This window comes from Nitrosospira sp. CT (assembly GCF_059489795.1).
The window spans coordinates 105,040-131,865 of record NZ_JCAHZJ010000057.1 but is presented as its reverse complement, the minus strand read 5'-3'; the positions used below and the strand labels follow the sequence as shown (position 1 = coordinate 131,865).

The 26,826-nt window shown below is 55.6% G+C and carries 27 protein-coding genes; 26 read left to right on the top strand and 1 reads right to left on the bottom strand.

Going from position 1 to position 26,826, the window contains the following annotated elements; translation table 11 throughout:
- Window positions 1-44: 44 nt before the first annotated feature.
- The 17 genes from flgG to AC52W5_RS09705 all read left to right on the top strand — a co-directional run bounded on the left by flgG (window position 45) and on the right by AC52W5_RS09705 (window position 17,267).
- A complete protein-coding gene (flgG, locus tag AC52W5_RS09785; RefSeq protein WP_495670861.1) occupies window positions 45-827 on the top strand; it encodes a flagellar basal-body rod protein FlgG in 783 nt (260 codons plus the stop codon).
- Window positions 828-905: 78 nt separating this feature from the next.
- A complete protein-coding gene (locus tag AC52W5_RS09780) occupies window positions 906-1,598 on the top strand; it encodes a flagellar basal body L-ring protein FlgH (RefSeq protein ID WP_074975706.1) in 693 nt (230 codons plus the stop codon).
- Between the two features lie 22 nt (window positions 1,599-1,620).
- Window positions 1,621-2,754 carry a flagellar basal body P-ring protein FlgI gene (locus AC52W5_RS09775; RefSeq protein WP_495670860.1) on the top strand — a complete coding sequence of 378 codons (1,134 nt, stop codon included), beginning with the start codon at window positions 1,621-1,623 and terminating at the stop codon, window positions 2,752-2,754.
- A complete protein-coding gene (gene flgJ, locus AC52W5_RS09770) occupies window positions 2,754-3,758 on the top strand; it encodes a flagellar assembly peptidoglycan hydrolase FlgJ (protein ID WP_495670859.1) in 1,005 nt (334 codons plus the stop codon). Before AC52W5_RS09775 ends, flgJ begins: the two co-directional genes overlap by 1 nt.
- Window positions 3,759-3,897: 139 nt before the next feature.
- The gene (gene flgK / locus AC52W5_RS09765) at window positions 3,898-5,817 is read left to right on the top strand and encodes a flagellar hook-associated protein FlgK (RefSeq protein ID WP_495670858.1); all 1,920 of its coding nucleotides are present in this window, start codon (window positions 3,898-3,900) and stop codon (window positions 5,815-5,817) included.
- Between the two features lie 132 nt (window positions 5,818-5,949).
- Window positions 5,950-6,885 carry a flagellar hook-associated protein FlgL gene (flgL, locus tag AC52W5_RS09760; protein WP_074975702.1) on the top strand — a complete coding sequence of 312 codons (936 nt, stop codon included), beginning with the start codon at window positions 5,950-5,952 and terminating at the stop codon, window positions 6,883-6,885.
- Window positions 6,886-7,067: 182 nt separating this feature from the next.
- A complete protein-coding gene (locus AC52W5_RS09755; RefSeq protein WP_495670857.1) occupies window positions 7,068-8,342 on the top strand; it encodes an EAL and HDOD domain-containing protein in 1,275 nt (424 codons plus the stop codon).
- Window positions 8,343-8,499: 157 nt separating this feature from the next.
- Window positions 8,500-8,823 (top strand): thioredoxin family protein, encoded by a 324-nt coding sequence (locus AC52W5_RS09750; protein WP_074975727.1) that lies wholly within the window; start codon window positions 8,500-8,502, stop codon window positions 8,821-8,823.
- Window positions 8,824-8,916: 93 nt separating this feature from the next.
- Window positions 8,917-10,146 (top strand): sensor histidine kinase, encoded by a 1,230-nt coding sequence (locus AC52W5_RS09745; RefSeq protein WP_495670856.1) that lies wholly within the window; start codon window positions 8,917-8,919, stop codon window positions 10,144-10,146.
- Complete coding sequence (locus AC52W5_RS09740) at window positions 10,143-10,769, top strand: response regulator (protein ID WP_074975700.1); 627 nt, start codon at window positions 10,143-10,145, stop codon at window positions 10,767-10,769. The genes AC52W5_RS09745 and AC52W5_RS09740 overlap by 4 nt, the downstream gene beginning before the upstream one ends.
- Before the next feature lie 559 nt (window positions 10,770-11,328).
- On the top strand, window positions 11,329-12,495 hold the full coding sequence (locus tag AC52W5_RS09735; RefSeq protein ID WP_495670855.1) for a flagellin: 1,167 nt from the start codon (window positions 11,329-11,331) through the stop codon (window positions 12,493-12,495).
- Between the two features lie 96 nt (window positions 12,496-12,591).
- Window positions 12,592-12,936, top strand: coding sequence for a flagellar protein FlaG (locus AC52W5_RS09730; RefSeq protein WP_495670854.1), 345 nt, complete (start codon window positions 12,592-12,594; stop codon window positions 12,934-12,936).
- 58 nt (window positions 12,937-12,994) lie between these two features.
- The gene (gene fliD / locus AC52W5_RS09725) at window positions 12,995-15,004 is read left to right on the top strand and encodes a flagellar filament capping protein FliD (RefSeq protein ID WP_495670853.1); all 2,010 of its coding nucleotides are present in this window, start codon (window positions 12,995-12,997) and stop codon (window positions 15,002-15,004) included.
- A 16-nt stretch (window positions 15,005-15,020) separates the two neighbouring features.
- The gene (gene fliS / locus AC52W5_RS09720; protein ID WP_495670852.1) at window positions 15,021-15,485 is read left to right on the top strand and encodes a flagellar export chaperone FliS; all 465 of its coding nucleotides are present in this window, start codon (window positions 15,021-15,023) and stop codon (window positions 15,483-15,485) included.
- Window positions 15,485-15,826, top strand: coding sequence for a flagellar protein FliT (locus AC52W5_RS09715; RefSeq protein ID WP_074975694.1), 342 nt, complete (start codon window positions 15,485-15,487; stop codon window positions 15,824-15,826). The genes fliS and AC52W5_RS09715 overlap by 1 nt, the downstream gene beginning before the upstream one ends.
- Before the next feature lie 282 nt (window positions 15,827-16,108).
- Entirely contained in the window at window positions 16,109-16,984 is an 876-nt protein-coding gene (gene fliK / locus AC52W5_RS09710; protein ID WP_495670851.1) for a flagellar hook-length control protein FliK, read from the top strand.
- Window positions 16,962-17,267, top strand: a complete 306-nt coding sequence (locus AC52W5_RS09705; RefSeq protein ID WP_495670850.1) for an EscU/YscU/HrcU family type III secretion system export apparatus switch protein — start codon at window positions 16,962-16,964, stop codon at window positions 17,265-17,267. The genes fliK and AC52W5_RS09705 overlap by 23 nt, the downstream gene beginning before the upstream one ends.
- Here AC52W5_RS09705 and fliE read toward each other — a convergent pair.
- On the bottom strand, window positions 17,264-17,611 hold the full coding sequence (fliE, locus tag AC52W5_RS09700) for a flagellar hook-basal body complex protein FliE (protein ID WP_495670876.1): 348 nt from the start codon (window positions 17,609-17,611) through the stop codon (window positions 17,264-17,266). The genes AC52W5_RS09705 and fliE overlap by 4 nt on opposite strands.
- A 220-nt stretch (window positions 17,612-17,831) precedes the next feature.
- Between fliE and fliF the strand changes: the two genes are divergently transcribed.
- From fliF to fliN, 9 genes are all read left to right on the top strand, one after another.
- Window positions 17,832-19,562 (top strand): flagellar basal-body MS-ring/collar protein FliF, encoded by a 1,731-nt coding sequence (gene fliF / locus AC52W5_RS09695; protein ID WP_495670849.1) that lies wholly within the window; start codon window positions 17,832-17,834, stop codon window positions 19,560-19,562.
- Complete coding sequence (gene fliG, locus AC52W5_RS09690) at window positions 19,555-20,553, top strand: flagellar motor switch protein FliG (RefSeq protein ID WP_074975690.1); 999 nt, start codon at window positions 19,555-19,557, stop codon at window positions 20,551-20,553. The genes fliF and fliG overlap by 8 nt, the downstream gene beginning before the upstream one ends.
- Window positions 20,550-21,293 (top strand): flagellar assembly protein FliH, encoded by a 744-nt coding sequence (locus AC52W5_RS09685; protein WP_495670848.1) that lies wholly within the window; start codon window positions 20,550-20,552, stop codon window positions 21,291-21,293. Before fliG ends, AC52W5_RS09685 begins: the two co-directional genes overlap by 4 nt.
- A complete protein-coding gene (gene fliI / locus AC52W5_RS09680; protein WP_495670847.1) occupies window positions 21,293-22,705 on the top strand; it encodes a flagellar protein export ATPase FliI in 1,413 nt (470 codons plus the stop codon). The genes AC52W5_RS09685 and fliI overlap by 1 nt, the downstream gene beginning before the upstream one ends.
- Before the next feature lie 23 nt (window positions 22,706-22,728).
- Window positions 22,729-23,175, top strand: a complete 447-nt coding sequence (fliJ, locus tag AC52W5_RS09675) for a flagellar export protein FliJ (RefSeq protein ID WP_495670846.1) — start codon at window positions 22,729-22,731, stop codon at window positions 23,173-23,175.
- 53 nt (window positions 23,176-23,228) lie between these two features.
- Window positions 23,229-24,713, top strand: a complete 1,485-nt coding sequence (locus tag AC52W5_RS09670; RefSeq protein ID WP_495670845.1) for a flagellar hook-length control protein FliK — start codon at window positions 23,229-23,231, stop codon at window positions 24,711-24,713.
- A gap of 225 nt (window positions 24,714-24,938) precedes the next feature.
- The gene (gene fliL, locus AC52W5_RS09665; RefSeq protein WP_495670844.1) at window positions 24,939-25,391 is read left to right on the top strand and encodes a flagellar basal body-associated protein FliL; all 453 of its coding nucleotides are present in this window, start codon (window positions 24,939-24,941) and stop codon (window positions 25,389-25,391) included.
- Between the two features lie 4 nt (window positions 25,392-25,395).
- Window positions 25,396-26,373 (top strand): flagellar motor switch protein FliM, encoded by a 978-nt coding sequence (gene fliM, locus AC52W5_RS09660; RefSeq protein WP_495670843.1) that lies wholly within the window; start codon window positions 25,396-25,398, stop codon window positions 26,371-26,373.
- Window positions 26,370-26,825 carry a flagellar motor switch protein FliN gene (gene fliN, locus AC52W5_RS09655; RefSeq protein WP_133669240.1) on the top strand — a complete coding sequence of 152 codons (456 nt, stop codon included), beginning with the start codon at window positions 26,370-26,372 and terminating at the stop codon, window positions 26,823-26,825. The genes fliM and fliN overlap by 4 nt, the downstream gene beginning before the upstream one ends.
- The last annotated feature ends 1 nt before the right edge of the window (window position 26,826 follow it).

Here is a 26,826-nt window from a genome sequence, read left to right as displayed (position 1 = left end):
TGATTGTAACCAGATAATAGAAAATAATTTTTCATGGAGTTGATGTGATTCGATCACTTTGGATTTCCAAGACCGGGCTTGATGCGCAGCAGACGCAGATGGATGTCATCGCCAATAACCTGGCGAATGTCAGCACGAACGGCTTCAAGCGCTCGCGCGCCGTTTTTGAAGACCTGCTGTACCAGACGCTCCGCCAGCCGGGCGCACAATCCTCACAGCAAACCCAGCTGCCTTCCGGCCTGCAGCTCGGAACCGGCGTCAGGCCTGTTGCCACCGAGCGTATATTTACCCAGGGAAACCTGCAACAGACCGGAAATTCCAAGGACGTCGCTATCCAGGGGCAGGGATTTTTCCAAGTGCTGCGGCCCGACGGATCGACAGCCTATACCCGGGACGGTTCGTTCCAGACCGATTTCGAAGGACAACTGGTGACGTCCAGCGGCTATTACGTTCAACCCGCGATCACCATTCCGCCGAACGCCCAGAGCATCACCGTGGGCCGGGATGGAGTCGTTTCCGTAACCACCTCGGATTCCACCGCGGCCGTTCAGGTGGGCAATCTGCAGCTTGCTACATTTGTCAATCCTGTCGGCTTGCAGAGCGTGGGCGAAAATCTTTATGTGGAAACAGCATCGAGCGGCACTCCGAACGTTACCAATCCCGGCACGGATGGGGCCGGGCTACTCAACCAGGGATATGTGGAAACCTCCAATGTCAACGTGGTGGAGGAGCTGGTCAATATGATTCAGACGCAACGGGCATACGAGATCAATAGCAAGTCGGTGCAAACATCGGACCAGATGTTACAACGCCTGACCCAGCTATAGATCGGCAGTAACCGGGTCGAACATTCAAATGTCCACGGCTGAAGCGTCGATGGCAATCATGAATCATGGCGGCACAAAATGGTTTTGAGTTTCTCAGCGAAGCGACGCGGACGAGTCCTCGGTTTCATGACAGGGGTGCTGCTCGCGCTCTCCGGTTGTGTCAGTCTCCCGCCGCCTGCGCCAATCGTTCACCAGCCTATGTCTGCGCGCGCGGCGCCGCCCCCGGCACCTCCCGGCAACGGATCGGTTTATCAGGACGTTGATCAATACCACTCCTTGTTCATCGACCGGCGGGCGCGCCAGATTGGCGATACGCTGGTGATTCTCCTCACCGAGCGAACCAATGCGAGCAAGCGCTCCAACAGCAGCGCCAACAAGAATGGCGATTTGAGTTTCGGCATTCCGCCAATCGTGTTTGGCGTGCCTATCACAAAAAAAATCGATCTCGGGGCGTCCTCGTCCAATGATTTCGCAGGTAAGGGCGAGGCGGCTTCCGCCAATAATTTTAGCGGGACGATTACCGTTACCGTGATCGATTTGCTGCCCAATGGTTATCTGGTGGTAAGTGGAGAAAAACAGTTGGCAATGACCCAGGGCTCGGAGTACATCCGTTTTTCCGGCGTTGTGCGCCCGCAAACCGTAATCAACAACACCGTATCATCGATCCAGGTGGCGGATGCGCGTATCGAGTATAAGGCGAACGGCTATATCGATGAGGCGCAAACCATGGGTTGGCTTTCACGCTTCTTTCTGACCGTTGCGCCGTTCTGAAGTGCGCACATGAGGTGAATCCATGAGATACCCGGTTTCAACAGGAATCGCTGGCCCGGCCTGGTTTGGCTTCTTCTGCGCATGGGTGGGTTTGTGGACCTTTTCCGTGCCTGTTCAGGCAGAGCGCATCAAGGATCTTGCATCGATCCAGGGCATACGTACTAACCAGCTCGTCGGCTACGGGCTGGTAGTGGGGCTGGATGGGACAGGTGATCAGACCGTTCAGACACCGTTTACCATTCAAAGTCTTAATAACATGCTGATGCAACTGGGCGTCAATGTGCCGCCCGGGACGAACATGCGGTTGAGGAATGTGGCGGCCGTAATGGTCACAGCTGCGCTTCCGCCGCTTGCCCAGCCGGGCCAGACGATCGACGTCACGGTCTCCAGCATGGGTAACGCCAGGAGCTTGCGCGGGGGTACCCTGCTGATGACTCCGCTCAAGGGAATCGACGGTCAGGTCTACGGGGTGGCTCAGGGTAATCTGCTGGTCGTTGGAATAGGCGCCGCCGCCAGCGGAAGTAAAGTCCAGGTCAATCATCTGAATGCCGGTCGTATTCCCGGTGGAGCGACAGTCGAACGCGCGGTACCGGTAGCACTGGGACAGGATGGCATGATCCGCCTGGAACTGAATACCATCGATTTCTCCACGGCGAAACGGATAGTGGATGCGGTCAACACACGCTTCGGCATGGGTACGGCTGCTGCACTGGATGGTCGGGCGATCCAGGTACGGACACCTGCGGAAAGCGATCACAGGGTGGCATTTCTGGCGGAGATGGAAAGCCTTGCCATCAATCCCGCACAAATGCCGGCCCGAGTGATCGTGAATAGCCGCACTGGTTCAGTGGTCATGAATCAGGCGGCAACAGTGGATCAATGCGCGATTGCTCACGGAAACCTGACGGTCGTCATCAGTACGGAACCCGTCATCAGCCAGCCTGGACCATTTTCGTCGGGGCGGACTGTGCAGGCGCAGCGCTCGACCATAGAAATCAAGCAGGAGTCGGGTATGTTGACGATGGTTGAAGGCGCCTCGCTGGCTGAAGTAGTAAAGGCATTGAACGCGATCGGTGCGACGCCGCAGGATCTGCTGGCAATTTTGCAGGCGATGAAATCAGCCGGTGCGCTGCGGGCTGAGCTGGAAATCATCTGATGGCTGCTCCGGTCGACCTATCCACGCGCTTCGCCCTTGACGTCCAGGCGGTAAACGGGCTACGGGTGGAATCAAAAAAAACCGGTGAGGCTGGTCTTGAAGCCGCAGCCAGGCAGTTCGAAGCCCTCTTTCTGAACATGCTGCTGAAAAGCATGCGCGATGCCACTCCCAAAGACGATCTGATGGAGAGCGAACAAAGCCGGCTGTATCTCTCGATGCTGGATCAACAGTTTTCCCAGACCATGGCTGCGCGCGGCATCGGCCTGGCCGAGATCATGGTGCGCCAGTTGCGCCATGCTGTGCCCCCCGATCCGACGGAAAAAGCGCGAACTCCGCAAAACCCCGAGGGCCATACTTTGAATCAATCAACCCCACGCTCTCCAGCGGAGGCAGGGAAGCATCCGGGTTTGCGGGGTTATGCGCCGACAGTAGAGATGCAGGAACGACTGCACCAACCAGGGTGGTCTGGAGCGGGACAGTCGGATTCATCCAGGCTGGAACAGGAGGGCTCACAGGCGAGCGAAGTACCTGCGCATGTGTCCGAGTTCAAGGCAAGGGTAGGTGCATATGCCCAGGAAGTGAGCCAGGCAACGGGCATCCCGGTCCAGTTCATGCTCGGGCAGGCAGCACTGGAAAGCGGATGGGGAAAACGCGAGCTGCGCGCTACGGATGGAACCCCCAGCCACAACCTGTTTGGCATAAAAGCGGGCACTGGCTGGAAGGGGTCCGTGGTGGAAGCGGTCACGACAGAATATATCAATGGCATTGCACATAAGAAGGTGGAGAAATTTCGCGCTTATCCATCCTACGCCGAAGCTTTCCGCGACTACGCCAACCTTTTGAGCACCAATCCGCGCTACACGGAAGTACTCAGGCAAGCGGTGCAGAGGCTCGATGCCGAAGGATTTGCCCATGCCCTGCAGCGGGCCGGCTATGCTACGGATCCGGCCTATGGAGACAAGTTAGGCCGGATTATCAAAACGACCTTTGGTCCTGAGTCATAAGTGGCGAGAATTTCCGATAAATCCACCCGAGGATTTTCACTGCACCCCTAAATATTTTCAACCCGATGCCGTCAATATATGCACCGACATTCAGATCAGACTACTGGCAGACAGGGTATAACCATGGCAAGGTATAACCATGAGTAATGGTATTTTCGGCATTGGACTCAGCGCGCTCCATGCGGCGCAGCGGGGGTTGCTCGTTACGGGACATAACATCAGCAATACCGCAACTCCAGGTTACACCCGTCAGCAGGTTATCCAGTCGACGACCGACGCCAGGGCTACGGGCAGTGGATTTATTGGCCAGGGTGTGCAGACAGATACAGTAAAGCGGGCTTATAACCAGTTTCTCTCCAGGCAGGTTGCGCAGGCTGGAACTGAATCCAGCCAACTGGAAACATATTTTTCCCAGATGAAGCAGGTCGACGGACTGCTGGCGGATTCCATCGGCGGTTCAGGACTGTCGCCCGCCTTGCAGGATTTCTTCGGCAGCCTCCAGGAAATCGCCACAAATCCCGCTGAAGCGGCATCGCGCCAATCCATGCTGTCGAACGCAGAGGTGCTGGTACGGCAGTTTCACTCAATGAACAGCCAGCTGGATGAAATCCAGGAGGGGGTAAACAGGCAAATCGAGAACAGCACTTCGCTTATCAATACCCTGGGGGCGCGAATCGCAAAATTGAATGAAACCATCAGTATGGCGGAGAGTTCTGCGAGCGGCCAGCCGGCGAACGACTTGCGGGATCAGCGCGACGAGCTGGTGACGCAGCTCAACGACGAGATCCGCGCCACAGTGGTGGTGCAGAGTGATGGTGGGTATAGTGTTTTCCTGGGGACGGGCCAGCCCCTGGTAATGGGTTCGCAAGCGTTTCAGCTTGCTGCCAGACCCTCCGCAATAGATGCGGATCGCCTCGAGATTGCCCATGTTCTTGGCGGCAGCAGTATTCCGCTCAAGGAGGCAAACCTGGATGGAGGCAAGCTCGGCGGATTGCTGCAATTTCGCAACGAGATCATTGATACGGTACGGAACGGGCTGGGCCGGGTGGCAATCGGCCTGGCGGGAACCTTTAACGAACAGCACCGGCTGGGACAAGATGCGCAGGGTAACCTAGGGGGTGATTTTTTTACCACACCGGGTCCGGTGGTAGTGGCGTCGGCAGAAAATACCGGCAGCGCAGTCATTGACGCCGAAATCGTCAGTTATCGTGATCTGGACGTCAGCGATTATCGCCTGAGTTTTGATGGCTCCAACTATACCCTGAAACCCATCAGGAATGGAGTAGAAGGGAATGCTCAGACTTTTGCTGCCTTCCCCCAGACAGTGGATGGCGTGCGCTTGAACCTTTCTTCCGGAACAATTGCGACGGGAGATGAATTCCTTATTCGGCCAACGGCCAAGGGCGCCGGCCAGATCGCGGTTGCGGTTCAGGATACTGGCAAGATCGCCGCGGCGGCACCGATCCGGACAAGCGCACCGGCTACAAATACCGGTACGGGGCGCATCAGTGCAGGCACGGTAAACGCACCGCCTCCCACCGCTCCCAATCTGCAACAGGCGGTCACGCTTACTTTTACCAGCGCCACCACTTTTGATGTAAGCGGTATCGGCACAGGAAATCCAACCAGTGTTCCCTTTACTCCGGGTGGCCCGATTACGTTCAATGGCTGGACTGTTCAGATTACCGGAACGCCCAAGCCGGGCGATACGTTCAGTGTCGACCCGAACAAGGATGGAGTGGCTGATAATCGCAATGCCTTGCTGCTGGGAGCATTGCAGTCAAGCAATACATTGGCTGCCGGCGGAGCCAGTTACCAGAGTGCATACGGGCAACTGGTCAGCCAGATGGGTAACAAGACGCGCGAACTGGAGGTCACGGCCGACGCGCAGGCTGCCCTGCTTACCCAAACCAGGGCTTTGCAGCAGTCGGAAGCGGGTGTCAATCTCGACGAGGAGGCAGCTAACCTGCTGCGCTACCAGCAGGCGTACCAGGCGGCGAGCAAGGTGATACAAACAGCTAATCAGATGTTCGATTCGCTGCTCGAGATAATGAGGTAAAAGCGCGCTGCAAAGTAGCACCCGCTGGCGAAGGCGGGGCCTGACAACGCTTGAAGCGGTGTGATCAGTGCAAGCGCCGGCCATGGCAAGAACATGATCAGCATGGGATAGAAATAGAAAAAAGGAATCAAAATGCGCGTCAGCAGTAATACCAGTTATGAGGCGGGACTTGCCGCCATCCACCGCCAGCAGTCAGCTCAGATGAAGACCTTTGAGCAGATAAGTACCGGCCGCAGCGCGCTCACGCCGTCTGCAAATCCGGCGGCGTATGTTCGGGCACTCGATGTTGTCGAGGCAGACTCCGCCAACAGTCAATACGCGTTGAACCGGCAGAATGGCATGACCAGCCTCAGCATGCTGGAAAGTACTCTTGGCGGCGTTACAGCCCTGCTGCAAAGGGCGCAGGAGCTTACCGTGGCTGCCGGAAACGGTACGCTGAATGACAGCGGACGAGAAACCATTGCCACTGAATTGCGCACGAGTCTGGGTGAACTTCTGGGTTTGTCCAACCGAAAGGATGTAAACGGGCAATATCTCTTTTCCGGTTATCAGGGTTCAACCATGCCGTTTGAGGATACCGGGAGCGGGGTGCAATATGTCGGCGACGAAGGTTTGCGCATGATACAAGCCAGCTCATCCCGGCAGCTTGCAGTAAATGAGTCAGGACGAGAGGTGTTCGAGCGCATTCCCGCTGCGGGGGGCGGTTACCAGAGCATGTTCAAGACGCTATCGGATCTGGCTGATTTACTCGAAACACCGGTAACCGACCCGGCGGGCAAGGCAGCCCTCGCCACCGGTCTGGATACTGCGCAAGCAAACCTGTCCAATGCGCTCGACAATGTACTCAAGACGCAGGCATCGGTAGGAACGCGCATGAAGGAAATCGACGCCTTGAATGAGCGCGGCGAAGACTTGAATATTCAGTACAAACAGCAGTTGTCGGAATTACGGGATGTGGACTACGTTGAGGCCATCAGTGATCTGACTCAGCAGCGAACCTATCTGGAGGCTACACAGAAAGCGTTTCTGAAAGTGCAAAGCCTTTCCCTGTTCGATTATATACGCTGATGGCGGCAAAATATTTCACGCACTATTTCACGCACGGATTCTTCGCCCGGAAAAAAATTTCCTGCTGATGGTTACCATGCTCCGAGTCGTTCCACAGGGAGGCGAGCTATCCGACCGCGGTTCTGACTATGGGTCGTGGCTGTAACCGCTACCTGAGTTTTCAGTCGAATAGAGACTGACAGATGATTCTAGATACGGCTCCACACATTTCTTCGGTCGGGCAGGTAAAGGAATTTTTCCTGGCCCGTCAACCTATTCTGGATCGCAACCAGAATCTGATCGCTTACGAGTTATTATTCCGCCGCACGGGAGTCAGGGCGCCCGTTAGCGCCGAGGATACACGCGGCGCCGCTTCCATCATCGCACACACATCCGAACTGGGCATTGAGAACGTGACCGGGAGCGCCCTGGGTTTCTTCAACGTGAATTCCACGTTGTTGATGGGAGATCTGGTTAATTTTCTACCACCCGAAAAAGTTGTGTTCGAGTTTCCTCAAACGGACAAGATCACTCCCGAACTCGTCCGGCGTGTTGCCGAACTGGCAGACGCAGGATATCGCTTCGCGCTGGATGACGTCATCACCCTGTCCGAGTACATAAAACCATTACTGCCGTTTGTCGAAATCATCAAGATCGATACGTCCGTCATGACGTGCGCCGATCTGGCCATGCTCGTTCGCCAGTTCAAACAGGCGCACAAGGTGCTTCTCGCTGACAAAGTAGAGACGATCGAGCAATTCCAGAATTGCCTTGAACTCGGATTTGACTATTACCAGGGCTACTACTTTGCAAAACCAGCTCTTCTGTCAGGCAAGAAGCTTGCAACTTCGCAGCTGGCGATCATGGAACTGATGACTCTGATAGCCAGGGACGCCGACACTATAGAAATCGAGCAACGCATCAAGAAGGAAGTATCGCTCTGCCTGTCGTTATTACGACTGGTCAATACACCGGGCATGGGTGTTACGAAAAGCATACATTCGTTAAGCGAGGCTTTGATGGTCCTCGGCCGCTGCCAGTTGCAGCGATGGTTGCAAATTCAGATCTATGTCGGGCCAGACCCTCAGATCCAGTTCGGGTCGCCGCTTCTCCTGCTGGCAGCTACACGCGGCAAACTTCTTGAACTCGTCGCCCGAAAACTTCAGCCCGCAAACAGAAGCATGGCTGATATTGCCTTTACCGTGGGCATTTTATCCTTGCTGGATGCTTTATTCGGGCAGCACATGGAGAGAATTCTCCGTCAGATCGTTCTGAGCGAGGAGATCACAGAAGCCTTGCTGTACCGGACGGGGTTCTACGGGGACTTGCTGAAGCTTGCCGAATATCTCGAAAAACCTGGCGAAACCGGCCGACTGCTCATGCCCCTGCTTGCCAGATTGGGATTGCCGATTGAAGAGCTTTATCCATTCCAGCTGGAAGCATTTGAATGGAGCAACAGTTTGTTGCCTAACTTGTAGAGGTCCTGATTTCCCGCCTGGCAAGTTCATCCGCATCCTGGATGCGCACGTATATGAGGGTCAAGAGTTGCCGGGGGAAGGCAACCTGAAAAGGGATTCCACTTTGCCTCCCCGGAAGGCCGGGAAACGGGAGCGCTGGAGCGGTTATAATACAGGAATGGATACTGTTCATGGCAGTGAGCCAACCCGTGCCGAAATCGATTCGCTGCAGGGTCCAACTCTTGTCGAGTTCGGTGCAGCATGGTGCGGATACTGCCGGGCTACGCGGCCGCTGATTACCTCAGCCTTGTCCGGAGCTTCACCGGTGCGCCATATCCGGATAGAGGATGGAAAAGGTCGACGGTTGGGACGCTCGTTTGGAGTAAAGCTCTGGCCGACCCTGATTTTTTTGAAGGATGGAAAAGAAATGGCTCGCCTGGTCCGGCCTGAGAATTCAGATCTTATTCAGCGTGCTCTTGAAAATATCTGCAAGGATGCGTGAGTCTTCAAGGGTGGGTGATCGCGCCGTATCCTCCATGTCCAGCCGGAATCTGTCGCATTATAACTTGCGCAGTCAATAACGTATCAGCACTCCATGAAGCAAAAAAAGGAAAAATCAGACCCCATCCACATGGGGAAGGCGTATCCATTGGATGTCGTCGCCAATTCTCCTGGTATGGTTTTTCAATACATACAGAAGGAAGACGGTACTTCCTCCCTGCCTTTTATCAGCGACCAGTGCGCCAGCGTGCTTGGGATTTCCGCTGCAGAACTCAAAGCCAATCCCTCGTTGTTCCTGGATCTGGTGCTCGCGGAAGACCGGGAGAGCCTGCGGTATTCGAAGGCGCAATCCGCAGCTAATCTGACAACGTGGAATTGGGAAGGGCGCCTGTGGATCGAATCCTACGGGGATATAAAGTGGATCAGCCTGCGAGCGAGCCCGAGGCGGAAGAAGGACGCGGGCGTGGTTTGGGAAGGCATTATCATCAATATCACCGAGAGCAGGCGTCGGGAGACAGAGCTCAAGGAATCCCATGAACGGCTCAAGGAAGTATCAGCGCACGTCATGGCGGCGAGGGAGCACGAACGTATACGCATTGCCAGAGAAATACACGATGATCTGGGGGGAAACCTCACTGCCATCAAGATCGATCTCGACTGGCTGGTGAGGCGGATCGATGCAGGTGCCAGCAGCGCCGAGAATACCGCACTACTTGCGAAAGTCCGTACTGTTTCCGATCTGGTGGATCGCACCATCCATTCGATACAGCGTATTTCCCGTGACCTGCGGCCGGGCATCATGGATTTCGGCATTTTTGCGGCAATAGAATGGGAAGCAGGTGAGTTTGCGAAACGTTATGGCATACCTTGCGAGGTATCGTGCAACGAGCCGGATATTGAACTCGAACCTGATACGGCTGTGGCTGTATTTCGAATTTTTCAGGAAGCACTGACCAACATTGCCAAGCATGCCCATGCTTCGCATGTCTGGGTCTGGCTTGACGTGAGCCAAGGACATCTGGAGCTCAAGGTGCTGGATAACGGGTGCGGCATCGCCCCAGGCGATCTCAGAAAGCTTGATTCGTTCGGCATTCGGGGCATGGTCGAGCGCGCGAGCCTGCTCGAGGGAAAACTGACGGTCAGCGCAGGGCAGGGGCATGAGCGGATTCAGACCCGGCAAGGCCAGTCAGGGCTTCAGCGGGAACAGACAGGAGCGGAGCAGGCAAGTGAAGGCACCCTGGTGCATCTCTCGATTCCGCTTGTTGCGGAAGCGCAGGCAACGGTCCTTGCGGCGACTCCTTCACGGAAATCGACCCGCTCATGAATGTGCTGATTGTCGACGATCACGCCATTGTGCGTCAGGGCTTGAGGCAGATTCTGACTGAAAGCGGAAAAATTGACGTCATCGCGGAAGCAGAATCAGGTGGAGCAGCGATGCAGCAACTGCGTGAAGGTGAATGGAGCGTGGTGGTGCTGGATATTTCCCTGCCCGACAGGAACGGCATCGAAGTGTTGAAGCAGATCAGGAAAGAGTGCCCCAAATTACCCGTGCTCATGCTGAGCATGCACGAGGAGGGACTTTATGCGATCCGGGCCCTGAAGGCGGGAGCCTCCGGTTATATAACCAAGCAGAGCGCTCCCAATGAGCTGATGGCCGCCATCAACCAGGTCGCCAGGGGGCGCAAGTACCTGACGCCCACAATGGCGGAAGCCATGGCTGAAAGCCTTGGCCTTGATCATGATCGTCCCCCGCACGAAATGTTGTCTGATCGTGAGTACCAGACCCTGCGCCTGATCGCTTCGGGCAAGAGTCTCACCGATGTGGCCGAGGAAATGCATCTGTCGGTCAAGACTGTGAGTGTCTACCGCGGCCGGCTCCTGCAAAAGATGAAGCTCAAGAACAATGCGGAAGTGACCCACTACGCAATCAAGAACGGCCTCGCCTGAGCTCCTTCAGCTCCTCAGCCCCTGTTACCGCCGCATTATCCTTCACACCTGTTCACTGCTTTTTCATCCGCTGCTTCTTCATCCGGCGCAACAGTGCATCTCTTGCGTTGCAGCAGGAATGAGATTTCTGCCTGTTCGCTTTCGCTTGCTCGAAGCCTGCGCTCAGAGTACCGATCCGGTTTTTTCTCCGCGGCTGCGTCAAAATATCGTCTCTGCTCCAAATTCCGGTTTTTCGGCAGGGGATAAGGCAGCGCCGAATATACGGCGCTGTTCACCCCGCTAATCTGCGCATTGCGCAACCCCGCCTCCGCTTATCATTAACGTTACCTGCCTGCCCACTGATCGGGAAATCTTTCCTCCAGTCGGATAGCTGTGCTGGATCAACTCGAGAAGAGGGTGGGGGTAGCTGCGCCAAAAAAACGTGACGATGCCATTAAATGTTTCTCCTGGACCACCGTTAATAAGCATAACAGCAGTTGATTAGCTTCGGTAATTGAGGCGAACCAAAAGTTGACGGCTGTAGGTGTAATTTCATGAAAAATTAGTCAAGGAGATTTACATGGCTGCAATCATCAATACCAACGTCATTTCCATGAATGCGCAGCGCAACCTCAACGGTTCGCAGAACGCACTCGCCACCACACTGCAGCGCCTGTCCTCCGGTCTGCGCATCAACGGCGCGAAGGACGATGCTGCCGGGCTGGCGATTTCGGAGCGCATGACTTCCCAGATCAGGGGCTTCAACCAGGCAACCCGCAATGCCAACGATGCCATCTCGATGTCCCAGACGGCGGAAGGCGCACTGGGCGAAATCGGCAACAACCTGCAGCGCATACGCGAACTGGCGGTGCAATCGCGCAATGCCAGCAACAGCGCAAGCGACCGCACCGCGCTCAACAATGAGGTTCAGCAACTCAAGGCGGAAATCGACCGCGTTGCTTCGACCACCACATTCAACGGCATCAAACTGCTCGACGGCACTTTCACCAATCAAGCTTTCCAGGTGGGCGCCAATGTGGGGGAAACCATCAGTATCTCCAGTATCGTCAATGCACAAAGCTCTTCCCTGGGGACCACCACCACTTACTCAACCACCGTTGCCGGCGCAGCCGTCACGGGATTTGCGACGCCGGCAGACAACATCGCCGCAGGTGATTTGAAAATAAACGGAGTTGACGTGGGCGCCATTACAGCAGGCGGCTCGGCTGCCGCTCAAGGAGTAGCCGTCAAAAATGCGATCAATCTGCTTACAGGCACCACCGGGGTAACTGCGACTGACGATGGCGCCGGCAAGGTGACACTGACCAGCGCATCCAGCACCGGCATCACCGTAGCCATGAGCGGTACGGCTAACAATGCAAGGACTGGTCTGACCAACGGTACAACCGCGGCAACGGGGACCACTGTCGTTGGCTTCGCCTCGCTGAAGATAGACACCACCGCCAATGCCGACACTGCCATTGCCTCGATGGATTCCGCACTGAGCTCGCTGAATGCCGCCCGTGCCGACCTCGGCGCCTACCAGAACCGGTTCTCGTCCGCGGTTTCGAATCTTCAAACTGCCTCCGAGAACCTGTCCGCTTCGCGCAGCCGCATCATGGATGCCGACTTTGCAGCGGAAACCGCCACGCTTTCACGCAACCAAGTGCTGCAACAAGCGGGAACGGCCATGCTGGCCCAGGCAAATGCAATGCCGCAAAGCGTATTGTCCCTGCTGAGAGGCTAATCGCCGGTACACGGCCTCGCCTGAATGGCCTGGCGCGTAATGAATGGGGATCGGAAGCTTGCTTGCGATCCCCGTTCGAACCCTCTGGAGTCAATAATGAAAATCGAACAACCCGGAGCCATCATTCAACCAGGGATCGGTTCCAGAGCAACCGAAGGTGAATTCATGGACGCTAATGTTCGCCTATCGGCTGGGGAAAGAAATCCGCCACCAGCACAGACTGCGCAGGTGAAACAGGAAATTGAAAAAGAAAAGGAAGCAACGCTATTCGCTGGCGCGAGTCTGGAATTTAGCGTTGATACCGACACCAACAGGATAGTGGTAAAAGTCGTAGACAACGAAACACGGGAACTCGTGAGGCAGATTCCCATGGAAGAAATGCTGGCCCTGGCAAAAGCCATGAATCAGCTGCAGGGTTTGTTGCTGCGCACCAAAGCCTGATGGCAGGGCAGGGCAGAGTACCCCCGCCGAAAACAGGAAAACAGAAGAGGACAGGAATATGGCGATTACCGCTGCTGGGGCAGGTTCGAACCTGGATGTAAATGGCTTGGTCAGCCAGTTGATGGCGGCCGAACGCACGCCGCTTGCTTTGCTTCAGAAGCGTGAATCCGACTACCAGGCAAAACTATCCGCTTATGGAACACTGAAAGGCGCCTTGTCTGCTTTTCAGACCGCAATGCAGGGCCTGGCTGATCCTGCAAAATATCAGGCTATTAGCGCGAGTGCGGCAGATAGCTCCCTGTTGACTGCAGCCGGGAATAGCGACGCCAAGGCGGTGCCGGGTAATTATTCGGTGGAAGTACAACAGCTTGCCCAACAGCAGAAAATCCGTTCCGGCGGTTTTGCCGGTACGTCAAGCGCCTTAGGCAGCGGGACTTTGACGATACAGTACGGCACTTATGATAGCGTCCTGAATACTTTTACTCTCAACGACGCGAAACCGGCGCAAACGATAACGATCGATCCCTCCCGCAACACGCTCTCCGGAGTGCGAGACGCCATTAATGCGGCCAATGCCGGCGTGAGTGCAACGATTGTGAATGATGGGGCCAGCAACAAACTTGTGCTGACCGCAAAGGATACGGGGGCGGCGAATAGCCTGAAGATTACAGTCAGCGATGATGATGGCGGCAATCTCGATGCAGCCGGGCTCTCCAGTCTTGCCTTCGACCCAACCGCGGGAGCGGGCTCCGGCAAGAATCTCACCCAGGTGCAGGCCGCGCAGGATGCGAAGCTCCGGATCGACGGGATCGATATCGCCAAATCCTCGAATACGATTACAGATGCAATTGAAGGCGTGACACTCAGCCTGCTCAAAACGAATGCAGGCAGTCCGACGACACTGAATGTCTCGCAGGATACCGCTGCTGTCAAGACAGCGGTCGAAACATTCGTAAAATCGTACAACAGCATCAATCAAACGCTTTCCGACCTCAGTTCTTATAACTCGGCAGCGAAGAGGGGCGCAATATTGCAGGGGGATTCGGCCGCGTTCTCGGTTCAGCGCGGAATTCGAGCGGCGTTAACGGCCATGACCGGCAGCGGGAACGGCTTCACCTCCCTCTCCCAGATTGGCGTTACCTTGCAGAAAGACGGCAGCCTGGCAGTGGATGCCGCAAAGCTGCAAGCGTCAATGGACGCAAAATTTGAACAGATCGGCAAGCTGTTTACGATAGGAGGCATCTCCACCGACAGCCTGATCACATACGACGGCGCAACGGACAAGACAATAACTGGAAATTATGCCGTTACGGTTACACAACTTGCAACGCAAGGCAGCCTCAGCGGAAACCAGGCGGCAGGGCTAACGATAACGGCAGGGGTCAACGATCAACTCAGTTTCAATGTGGATGGGGTGGCAGCCAGTATTACGCTAGCCGAGGGAACTTATGCTTCCGCGGATGCACTGGCGGCCGAAGTGCAGAGCAAGCTGAATGGTTTCTCTGGCCTGACTACCGAAGGAATTTCAGTATCTGTTTCCCAGTCCGGGGGCGTATTGAGTGTCGTGTCGGCACGCTACGGATCCGCCTCCAGTGTCGCCCTCACGGGAGGTAATGGTGCAGGCAATCTGCTCGGGGCCAATCCTGTGGGAGCGACGGGAATGGATGTCGCGGGCTCCATCAATGGTGTTTCCGCTACAGGAGCGGGACAGATACTGACTGCCACTGGCGGAGGAGCGGCCGAAGGCCTGCGCGTCGCCATTCACGGCGGTGCGCTCGGCAGTCGGGGTGCAGTCGAGTTCTCGCGAGGTTACGCCGAGCGATTGAGCAAGGTTGCAGAAGAGTTTCTCGCTACTGAAGGAGTGATCGCCAGCCGGGTCGATGGGCTGAACGCCAGTATTAAGGATATCGATCGGCGCCAGGAGGATTTCAGTCGTCGACTCGAAATGGTCGAGGCGCGTTACCGGGCGCAGTTCTCTGCGCTCGATGCCATGCTGGGCAGCTTGACCCAGACGAGCCAGTTTCTTCAACAACAGCTGGCCGCGTTGCCGACTCTCAACGAAAAATGACAGAAGGGGTAAATATATGTATTCAGCATCTCGCTGCGGTGTAAACGCCTACGCCCGGGTTGGTCTTGAAACGGGTGTAATCGCCGCCAGTCCTCATAAACTCGTCCTGATGCTGTTCGAGGGAGCTCGGATAGCATTGGCTTCGGCGCTTGCTCATACGCGAAGTGGCCAGATCGCGGCCAGGGGTGAAGCGATTTCCAAAGCCATTGCAATCATCAACTCCGGCTTGCAAGCCAGCCTGGACATCAAAGCGGGGGGGGAGCTCGCACAGCAATTGAATGCACTTTATGAGTACATGGGGCGCCGGCTGTTGCAGGCTAATGTTCATGACAAACCGGAATACATCGAAGAAGTAAGTGGTCTTCTTGGCGAGCTGCACGAAGCATGGGAAGCGATCGGATCGCTCACGCAGCCAGGTGAAGAGGGGAAGATGATTTCATCCGTCACTCATGACGGCATTGCCAATCTGAAAAAAGCGTAATGATGATGACAAGTGCAGAAAACCTTGCTGTGTTTCAGTCTCTTTCCGATCTTACCGGAGAGATGAGAGAAGCTGCCCAGGCAAGTGAATGGGATCAGCTTGCGGGATTGGAGCGGCGCTGCGCAGCCCTGGTGGTACAGCTCGAGGCTGCAGAACCGGTGCGGCTTCCGCCGGATATGCAGCGGCGGAAAGTTGAACTGATTCACAAGATTCTGGCCGATGACGCAGTGATACGCGAGTACACGGAACCCTGGATAAGACAGGTTCAAGCTCTGCTCGGTACTGCCAGCCGCTCGCGGTGCGTGCGTCAGGCATATGAGTCGAGAGCGTGGAATATTTGATGGGGTACAGATAGACCTGTTTAATTCGCCCCAGATATCCCGGCAGATGGGTCAACCCTCGGAACAGGAGAATTCGATCTGCGTGCATCCGACACAATCGCGGCAATAACCTCAATCCATCCGGTTCAGTCTTCACTTCAAAGACGTGAGGATTTTACTTCGTTCCTCGCCGGACTGGAGCCGGGGCGTTCTCTGAGAGCGCAGGTACAAGCCCTGCTTCCCAATAACGAATTCATCGTAATGCTGTACGGCCGGGAAGGTCGAGACAGGCAGGTGTTACAGATGAAATTACCCCGGAGCGCGCATCCGGGCGAAACTTTCAATCTGATTTTTCTGTCCCGCGCGCCAAAGCCGACGTTCGGGTTCGTGGCCGACTCTCCACCATTGGCTTCGCAGCTGAGCGAGACCGGGCGTTTCATCAGCACGCTGCTCCAGCAGCCGCTTCTGCTTCCTTCCGACAGCCGATCTGCACAGCCAAATCAGCCAAATGCGGCGGCACCCTTACTTTCCGCACCGCCACGCGAGGGTACGCCGGCCCCGCATACGCAACTGGCTCAAGGACTGATGCAAGCAATCAGTTCAAGCGGGCTGTTTTATGAGTTTCATCTGGCGCAATGGGCGGCCGGGAAAAGGTCATTGACAAGCCTGTTGCTGGAACCACAGGGGCGTTTATCGGAAAACCTCTCGCAGTCGCCTGGTACTGCTTCGCTCCCGGCTTCACCGGGAGGCGAGCTTCGTTTACCAGTTCCCCCGCATGAGGATTACTCGAATCCCATGCATCGCGATATTCAAGCGCTCTTGCGGCAGCAACTGGATGTTCTGGAAAACGGGCATCTTCAGTGGCAAGGCGAAATCTGGCCCGGCCAGACTATCGAGTGGGATACAGTCGGGGAGAAGATGGATGAATCGGAAGGTGACAGCACCACTCGATATCCCGTATGGAAAACCAGTGTACGTCTTTCGCTGCCGAATCTGGGATTTATCAGCGCGGTTCTGAGGCTTGGTGAGTCCGGAGTCGAGGTTCGTCTTGCTGCAACCGAATCGTCCGCCGCGATCCTGCGGGCGGGGGCAGAACACCTCTTCGCAGGATTGAATTCCGCAGGAATCAGATTATCGAGTATGGGTATCGAGGCGGATGAAAAGGCTGAATCGGTCTGAGGCCGCCATTGCGCTGGCGTATCGCACCGGCGATCATGCGCCGCAGGTTGTTGCCAAGGGACGCGGTCTGATTGCCGAAAATATTATCCGGGAAGCACGAAGACACGGAGTTTTCGTTCACGAATCCCCGGAACTGGTGTCCTTGCTCATGCAGGTGGATCTGGATCAGCACATTCCCCCGCAGCTCTACCGGGCGGTGGCGGAATTGCTCGCATGGCTTTACAAGATGGAAGCCGGGGATCAGAACAACGAGGAGCCCCCGTCAATCCCGTTCAGCTCCTAAACCGGCATATTCATAATATCCTGGTAGGCTGCGACCAGCTTGTTGCGTACTTGCACTGTGTACTGAAACGAGATGGATGCTTTCTGCAGCGAGATCATGGCTTCAGTCAGATTGGCTTCGGGCGCGCCCAATCCAAAATCTCTGGCAAGCTTCGATGCATGCTGCTGAACGTTATTGACCTGATCCAGCGATCTCCTGAATACGGTTGCGAAATCGACACGTCCCGCTTCACTTCCATTATCGTCTCCATTCGCTATTGTCCCGGCTGAACCCGCTTTGCCGCCAGCAAGCGCAGCGCCCGCGCGTAGCTGGGTGAGTATCGAATCTATGTTTGAAATGTCCATGGTTTCCGGCAAGTACTTTTGAAAGACATACAAGATAGCACTCTCTCCTGTATTCCGTTTTTTGAAAAGGCCGTAAAACCAGTTTCTTTTTCCCGTATTGAAAGCTGCAGCCATGGTGATAATGGCGACTGCCAAGAGGTTTGCCAAGATATGCCTATCCATATATGACAAAGAAAAATAAACGCGATTCGATCTGGAGTGCAGGACTGGGGAGAAACAGGTGACAGCGGGTACGGATGCCGTAACAATGAACGGCGCAATGAACAGTGCCGCAAGCAACGCGGCCAACGGCGCGGTAAGCAGCATTCAGGGTCGACTGCAAAGCTTTCTGACGCGATTATCCAGCCAGCAGAAAATCGTGCTCATGCTGACCGTTTCTTCTGTGGTTGCATTGCTGGCGGCCGGATGGATGTGGACTCAGGCACCGGACTACAAGGTGCTGTTCAGCAATGTCTCTGACGGTGATGGCGGCGCAATCATCGCATCCCTTCAGCAGATGAATGTGCCCTATAAATTTGCCGAAGGCGGTGGAGCGATACTCGTCCCATCGAATCAGGTGCACGACACCCGTCTCAAACTTGCGTCCCAGGGGTTGCCAAGGGGTGGCCTGGTGGGCTTCGAACTGATGGAAAAGCAGAAGTTCGGTACCAGCCAGTTTCTTGAGCAGGTCAATTTCCAGCGCGCGCTGGAAGGTGAACTGGCCCGTTCCGTCCAGGTGCTGGCAGCTGTCGACAGCGCCAGAGTCCATCTGGCGATCCCGAAGCAATCGGTATTCATGCGGGAGCAACAGAAGCCCAGCGCATCCGTGCTGGTGAACCTCTACCCCGGCCGCACACTCGATCCCCAGCAGGTCAATGCGATTGTTCACCTCGTTTCCAGCAGCGTCCCCAATCTGCACGTGAAGAATGTGACGGTAGTGGATCAACAAGGCGATTTGTTGACCAGGATCGATGAATCGAACGCCAATACGGGACTGGATCCAGCCCAGCTCAAGTACTTGCATGCGCTGGAGCAAAGCTATATCAAGCGGATCGAGGCGATTCTGATTCCCATTGTGGGACAGGAAAATGTCCGTGCCCAGGTCGCGGCTGAGGTCGATTTTGCACACTCCGAACAAACCAGCGAAACGTACAGACCCAACCAGGACTCTGCAGGCTCCACGATCCGGAGCCAGCAGACTTCGGAATCCATGGCTGTTGGCACCCAGAATGAAGGCGGCGTTCCGGGCGCGCTTTCCAATCAGCCTCCGGTTCCGGCAACCGCTCCGGTTACCACGCCGCCGCCAGCACCTCCCGGAGCAAATTCCGGGCAGTCACCCGGAGCAACCGCGTCCCAATCCCGCGCCCCAGGCAGCACGCGCAAGGATGCCACCATCAATTACGAAGTCGATAAAACAATCCAGCATGTGCGCAAACCAGTCGGCGGTATAAAAAGACTTTCTGTTGCAGTCGTGGTCAACCACCGCAAACTCGTGGACGAGAATGGTGTCGTCAGCGCCAAGCCGCTGAGCGAGGTGGAGAAATCCCAGATTACCGATCTGGTGAAAGAGGCTGTGGGATTCAGCAGGGAACGCGGGGATACACTGAACGTGGTCAACAGTCATTTCACAGGTGTGGAACGGGGAGCAGTGCCAGAGCTCCCATTGTGGAAACAGCCCGAGGTCATTGAACTGGCTCAACAGATCGGAAAAACGCTTCTGATTGGCGGGTTGATTCTTTATCTGGTACTGGGTGTGCTACGTCCTTCGCTCAAGCGTATCAACCAGCCAGAACCTCCACTTCTATCCGAATCCGAGACCGATGAGCAGCATGTGCAGCCTGTTCCCGCACTGAAACCCGCGCCACAACCTTCCGAATACGAGCAAAGACTGACGCTCGCGCGCCAGCTCGCAAAAAAAGAGCCGAAGCTGGTGGCAAACGTCGTCAAGCAATGGGTGGCCGGTCATGAATGAGGAGGGCATCTACAAGAGCGCAGTCCTGCTCCTGTCACTGGGCGAAGACGAGGCGGTGCAGGTACTGAAGCATCTTAATCAACTGGAGGTACAAAAACTCGGCGCTGCGATGGCCAAGCTCCGGAACCTGAGCCAGGAACAGGTCGATAGTGTTCTGGGCGATTTCTGCGGCCGAGTCATGCGTGAGTCGCTTTTTCTGGATGTCGATCCGGAAAACTACGCGCGTACGGTGCTCGAAAGAGCTTTGGATGAAGGTAAATCAACAGACAACATCAGCCGCATTCTCGAGGGACACGACACGAGCGGGATCGAGGGACTCAAGTGGATTGATTCGCAGTCAGTCGCGGAACTCATCAAGGGGGAGCACCCGCAGATCATTGCTACCATTCTCGTCCACCTCGCCCGCCATCAGGCCAGTGAAATTCTCGGGCAACTGAGCGAGCAGCTTCGCAATGACATCCTGCTGCGTATCGCCACGCTCGAAGGCATTCAGCCTTCCGCATTGCGCGAACTTAATACCGTGCTGACCGATTTGTTGTCCGGTAGTGAAAATATCAACAAAAGCTCGGTGGGCGGCATTCGTACCGCAGCGGAAATCATCAACTTCATGGGTAGCGCCGCGGAAACCTCGGTGCTTGATAATTTGCGGGAATTCGACGCGGATCTGGCGCAAAAAATAATGGACCAGATGATTGTATTCGAGAACCTCATGGATATTGACGACCGTGGAATTCAGACGCTACTGCGGGAAATTCAATCTGACATCCTGGTGATCGCGCTGAAAGGCGCAGCCTGGGATCTGCGTGAAAAAATTTTCAAGAATATGTCGAAACGGGCATCTGAAATCCTGCGTGAAGACCTGGAAGCGATGGGACCCGTAAGGGTAAGCGAAGTTGAAAACCATCAGAAGCAGATATTACAGGTCGTCCGACGACTCGCAGATGAGGGGCAAATCGTGTTCGGCAGCAAGAACGAAGAAAGCTACGTATGAGTAAAGTTGGTGCGCAGGCAAAAAGTCGCGGCGAAAGACCAAGAATGACGTCTCAGGCAAGCCAGCTCATTCTCAAGGAAGATTTGTCGACCTATCGTCGCTGGGAAATGGATGTCCTGGAGCAAGGCGCAATGCTCGAAGGGCCGGTGGACGCTTCAGCTGACGCCAAAGACGAGACAGTGCCTGAGCAAATACAGGTTGCGCTGCCTACAGTCGAGGAAATCGAAAAAATACATCAGGAGGCCCGGCAGGAAGGCTATGAAACTGGCAGGGAGGCTGGCATGAAAGCCGGTTACGATGCCGGCCGCGAGTGCGCCAGCTTTGAAGCTGGGCAATTGACGGCTGTATTTCGCGGTCTCCAGGAAGCCTTGGCAAGTGCTGACCAGAAGATTTGCAATGCTCTGCTTTCCCTTGCACTCGATGTCGCCAAAGAAATGGTGCGTGAGGCGTTGCGGGTGAAACCGGAACTTGTTTTCGCGGTCGTTCGCGAATGTATCCAGTCTGAGCCGGTACTCGGGCAGCCGGCACAACTATTTTTGCACCCGGAAGATGCTGCCCTAGTACGCACGCACCTGAATCAGGAGCTCGAACATTGCGCCATCAGCCTCGATCCTCGCCTGGAGCGGGGAGGGTGCCGGATCAAGGTGGGACCCAGCGATATCGATGCCACCGTGTCCACCCGCTGGCGCCGCATAACCCAGGCGCTGGGGCAACATAATGACTGGCTGGAGGGTCAGTGATGGAAGCCTTATCCCATGCCGATCGATGGCAAGGATTTCTCAAAAACTGCGGCGGGCTCGCGGGAGTGTCGCCGCCCTTCCAGGTTTCCGGAAGTCTCACGCGTGTTACCGGATTGATAATGGAAGCAACGGGCCTCAAGCTAGCTGTGGGCAGTGGATGCACCATACTGATGCCCAACGGCAACAGTATGGAGGCTGAGGTAGTGGGTTTTCATGGTGACAGGCTTTACCTGATGCCAGCCCATGGCATGTTCGGATTGGCTCCCGGCGCCAAGGTCGTGCCGTGGGACCACGCCGGCGTGCTTTCTAATCCGGTCAGCGCGTCCCGCCAGCGGCGCCGGGCATCTGATCAGATCAGCCGGTTTCCAGTGGGAGAAGCGCTACTGGGAAGGGTGGTGGATGGCACGGGGCGGCCCCTGGATGACCTTGGCCCATTAGAGGTGGAACGTTCGGCTCCGCTCGCAAGTTCGCCCATCAACCCGCTCGACCGGGAACCGATCAGCGAGGTCCTTGATGTAGGGGTGCGCGCGATAAACGCCCTGCTTACGGTGGGGCGCGGTCAGCGCATGGGCCTTTTTGCCGGATCCGGCGTGGGAAAGAGCGTCCTGCTCGGTATGATGGCGCGCTATACCAGCGCCGATATCATTGTCGTGGGATTGATCGGTGAGCGCGGAAGAGAGGTCAAGGATTTCATCGAGCAAATCCTGGGTACTGAAGGATTGGCGCGTTCGGTGGTAGTGGCAGCACCGGCAGATACCTGGCCCCTGATGAGATTGCAGGGTGCGTCCTATGCGACTTCTGTCGCTGAATACTTTCGGGACCAGGGAAAAAATGTTCTATTGATCATGGACTCACTCACCCGTTATGCAATGGCGCAGCGTGAGATTGCGCTTGCGATCGGGGAGCCTCCCGCGACCAAAGGGTATCCGCCTTCCGTATTCGCCAAACTGCCGCAATTGGTGGAAAGGGCGGGGAATGGAGTCAAGGGCAGCGGTTCGATCACGGCTTTCTATACAGTGCTAGCCGAGGGGGACGACCAGCAGGACCCCATCGCTGATGCGGCAAGGGCGATTCTGGATGGCCACATCGTGCTTTCGCGGCAACTGGCGGAAAGCGGGCATTATCCTGCCATCGATGTCGAAGCCTCCATCAGTCGCGCCATGACCAGCCTGATCCCGCCCGAATATTTTGAGCAGGTGCGTAATTTCAAGCAGCTTTTTTCACGCTACCAGCGTTCGCGCGACCTGATCAGCGTAGGAGCGTATTCTCCGGGGAATGACAGGTTGCTGGATCGAGCGATTGCCTTGTATCCAAAACTCGAACGTTTTCTTCAACAAACCATGGTGGAGCGCGCGGGGTATGAAGAGAGTACCCGAAGCCTGGAGGCTCTGCTGGCGTCAAACCTCAATTAATCTCAATTAGCCGTTGCCTGATCATGCCGAAAACTTCTGCGTTGGAAACCCTCATCGAACTGGCACAGACCCGCACGGATGATGCGGCGCGAAGATTGGGATTTTTGAACGCTCAAGGCCTGGATATGGAAGCGAAGCTGGTTTTGCTGACCCAGTATTCGGACGAATACCGGGCCCGCTTTCGGGCTTCCATGCAGCAAGGCCTCACGGCGTCGGGGTGGCGAAATTATCATGAATTCATCGACAAGCTCGACGCTGCGATTTCCCAGCAACAGGAAGCCCTGGCGAACATGCGGCAGCGTGTCGCTGCCAGTGAAGCCGCGTGGCAATCGGAGCGGCGTGTTCTTAACTCTTATGACACTTTGGCGCAGCGTCACAGGCAGACCCAGTTGGTCCACCAGGCAAGGCGCGAGCAGCGGGAAACAGATGAGTGGGCGAGCAGTGCGGCTATCCGGCCCGGTTCGATATAGTTGAGCCATACAAGATAATAAACTCCTGAAAAATCGAATTCCGAGAGCAACCTATGCTATCCGTATCATCGAGCACTGCTTTGCATCCCGTCAAGGATACTTTGACCGAATCGAGAAGCGCTACCCAGGAATCCGCGCCCGATTTCCGCAAACTGCTTGCTGCCGAAGTAGGCGGTGATGATAAAGCACCGGATGCAGGCGTTAGCGATCCGCAAGTGGGCATGGCGGCGGATACCACCGGAAACGGTCCTGGCATACCCGGAAATCCGTCCCTGAAAGATTCTGAAGACACGGACGGTGAGACAGGGGCTAAGGAGGATTGCAGCGGCAAAGAAGGGAATATGACAGCTGAAATGCTGGCCGGCGGGTTCCAGCTCTCTCGCCCTGTCACGGTCACAGCGATACCAGGTATCACAGATGCTTTACACCTCCCTGGTACCGGCCGAACTCCGGATACCGTAAGCGGAATTGAAACTCGAATCCCTGCGGATATGCCGGTCCAGCAGCAGCCTGACGCTGCATTCAGTCAAGGGAATGCAAACGATCCGCATCGGTCTGCTGTCGGACGGATCACTTCAGCTGCGGCCTCGATAGGACACGAGGTAGGACGCGAGGCGCGGGCGGGGGGAGACGCAAAGTTATCCGATCCCTCAGGACTGACACCGGGAGAGAACGTTATCAGCATAGGGCAGGTCATGGGGGCCGGAATGTATCTGAGTTCTGCTATTGCGGGAGGCTCTCAGGAGGGACAGACGACTGTTCGAACCGCTTCCTCCAGAATCGTATCTGCCCCCGCGGCAGGCGGGAAACTGCCGCAAGATATGAAGTTTACAGGGGTTGCAGCGCACGAGATGTCTCATTCTGATTCGGCCTTCTCAGAGAGCAGGCGCGCCGGAATCTCCAGCAGCATTGGCGATTTCCTGCCGGATGCTGGACATCTGCGTCCAGCCTCGGCCGCAGGAAGCGATACTTCTTCGCTCTCCACATTAACTGCACCCGTCGTGCCCCACGAACTCCTGACTTCGTTCCCATCTCCACGGCATCTGATAGTCGAGCCAGGTGCAGTGCCTGGCATCGCAGATCCGGGTGATCCTTCTTTCAGGCTGGAACCCCGCGTGGGCACAGGGAGCTGGGATAATGCCCTGGGTCAGAGGGTACTCTGGATGGTATCTCACCAACATCAGATCGCTGAACTCAATCTGAACCCACCTGAGCTGGGACCGCTGCAAGTCGTCCTGTCCGTAAACAGCGATCAGGCCAGCGCAGCATTTGTATCCCAGAACCCTGAGGTTCGGCAAGCACTCGAAGCGGCCCTGCCCCGGCTGAAGGAAATGATGGCGGAAAGCGGAATCAATCTGGGCAATGCAACAGTCAGCGACCAGGGATCCCGGCAGCAAGGAGATTTCGAAAGGCAAAATAGTGGGAGGTCTCATTATCGGCAGGAAGAAAGCCGGATAGCCTCGGCAGGGATAAGCCTCGGAATGAGCCGCAGTACTGCTGATATTCGCGGACACCAGCTCGTGGATACCTTTGCATAGTTTGAGCGCGGTTTGTGGCCGGCCAGGTATAGAGAATCCCTGTTTATGACGCCGCAGGCTGGAATCTCCAAATTTCGAGATAACCTGTTTTTTCCCGTTTGTTTCTCACATTGAAGGCAGGGCATCAGTTCAATAATGCCTCCTGCGCAAACGTAAAACGGCTAACAGGGCACAAACATGGCAGTCAGACCAAATAAACAAAGTAAAGACCCGAGGGAAGTTAAATTGGAGCAGAAACCTGGGAAAGGCAGGCTCGTTCTGATTATCACGGCGTGCGCCCTATTGCTGGGAGCAGGGGGCGGCGGCGCAGGATGGTATTTCAGCCAGGTCTACAACGGGACGGGCGCGCTGCCGAAGCCTAAACCTCCTGTGTTTCTCAATCTGGAAACCTTTACTGTCAACCTCCAGCCGGAGCACAGCGAACACCATCTCCAGACCAATCTTACCTTGAAGGTCGAAGATGAGAGCGTGGTGGATTTAATCAAATTGCATATGCCGGAAGTGCGCAACCGCGTGCTGCTGTTGCTTTCGGGCAAGACAGCCATGCAGATTTCGAGTATCGAGGGAAAAAAGAAGCTCGCTTCTGAACTCACTGCCGAGATAAATCGCCAGTTCAGCGAGGGGCATGTGACAGAATCGGTTGAGAACGTGCTTTTTACTTCGTTCGTGATTCAGTAGCTCCATGAGAGATGATTTCCTTTCGCGCGAGGAGGTGGACGCTCTCCTCAGGGGAGTGAGCAGTGGATCCACGGCAATTGAAAAGAGTACGGCCAATCCCGGTTTCCGCCCCTATAACCTGGCGACGCAGGAACGCATCGTGCGGGGGCGCATGCCCACTCTCGAGATCATCAATGAGCGCTTTGCGCGCCTTCTGCGTCTCGGACTGTTCAATTTCATGCGCCGCAGCGCAAATGTCACCGCAGGACCGGTAAGGGTTATCAAGTTCAGTGAATTCGTGCGCAACCTCGCTGCACCAAGCAACCTGAATCTCGTGCATATAAAACCTTTACGCGGTACCTCGCTGTTTGTATTCGATCCGACACTGGTATTTCTTGTGGTTGACAACCTGTTCGGCGGCGATGGGCGCTTTCTTCCCAAGACTGAAGGTCGCGATTTCACTCAGACGGAGCAGCGCATTATCCAGCGCTTGCTCAACCTGGTTTTCGACAGCTACGGCAAATCCTGGCAACCGGTTTATCCGATCGAATTCGAATACCTGCGGGCAGAAACGAATACCCAGTTTGCCAATGTAGCGACACCGAATGAAGTCGTGATTGCAACCACCTTCGAGGTCAATTTTGGTTCCGTAGTTGGGGAAATGCATATCTGCATGCCCTATTCCACTCTCGAACCGATCCGCGATCTGCTGTCGAGCGCCTTGCAAGGCGAGGCATTGGAGGTGGATAAACGCTGGGTCGGTCGCCTCTCAAAACAGGTGCAGTCGGCTGAAGTGACACTACTGGCAAATCTGACGCATGCCCAGGTCAGACTCGATCAGATCCTGAATATGAAGGTCGGGGATGTTATTCCCCTGGATATTCCGGAATTCGTTACTGCAAGCGTGGATGGAGTACCGGTCATGGAATGCAGATATGGAATTTCGAATGGGCGCTACGCTTTGCGTATGGAAAAAATGCTTGCTTCCGGGAGCAGTGAATGAGTGAAGTTGAACGCCGCGATCTGTCCAGGCGGCCCTTTATGAATAAAACTGAGGAGATGAAAGTGTCTGTAACACCAGCCAATTCTGCAGCTCAAGCGCCAGCGGACCAGGATGAGACAATTGCGGCCGGGGATACTGCCTCGGGACAGATATTCGAGCAATTCCAGAATACGCAGAAGGTACAGGTCCAGAATGACATTGATCTGGTCATGGATATACCCGTTCAACTCACTGTGCAGTTGGGGCGCACCAAGATCGCCATCAAGAACCTGTTGCAGTTGGCGCAGGGTTCCGTGGTGGAACTGGATGGGCTGGCAGGGGAGCCGATGGATGTTCTGGTAAACGGTTATCTGATTGCTCAGGGCGAAGTTGTCGTAGTCAATGAGAAGTTTGGTATACGCCTGACCGATATCATCACGCCGAGTGAACGGATACGCAAATTAAACCGCTAAT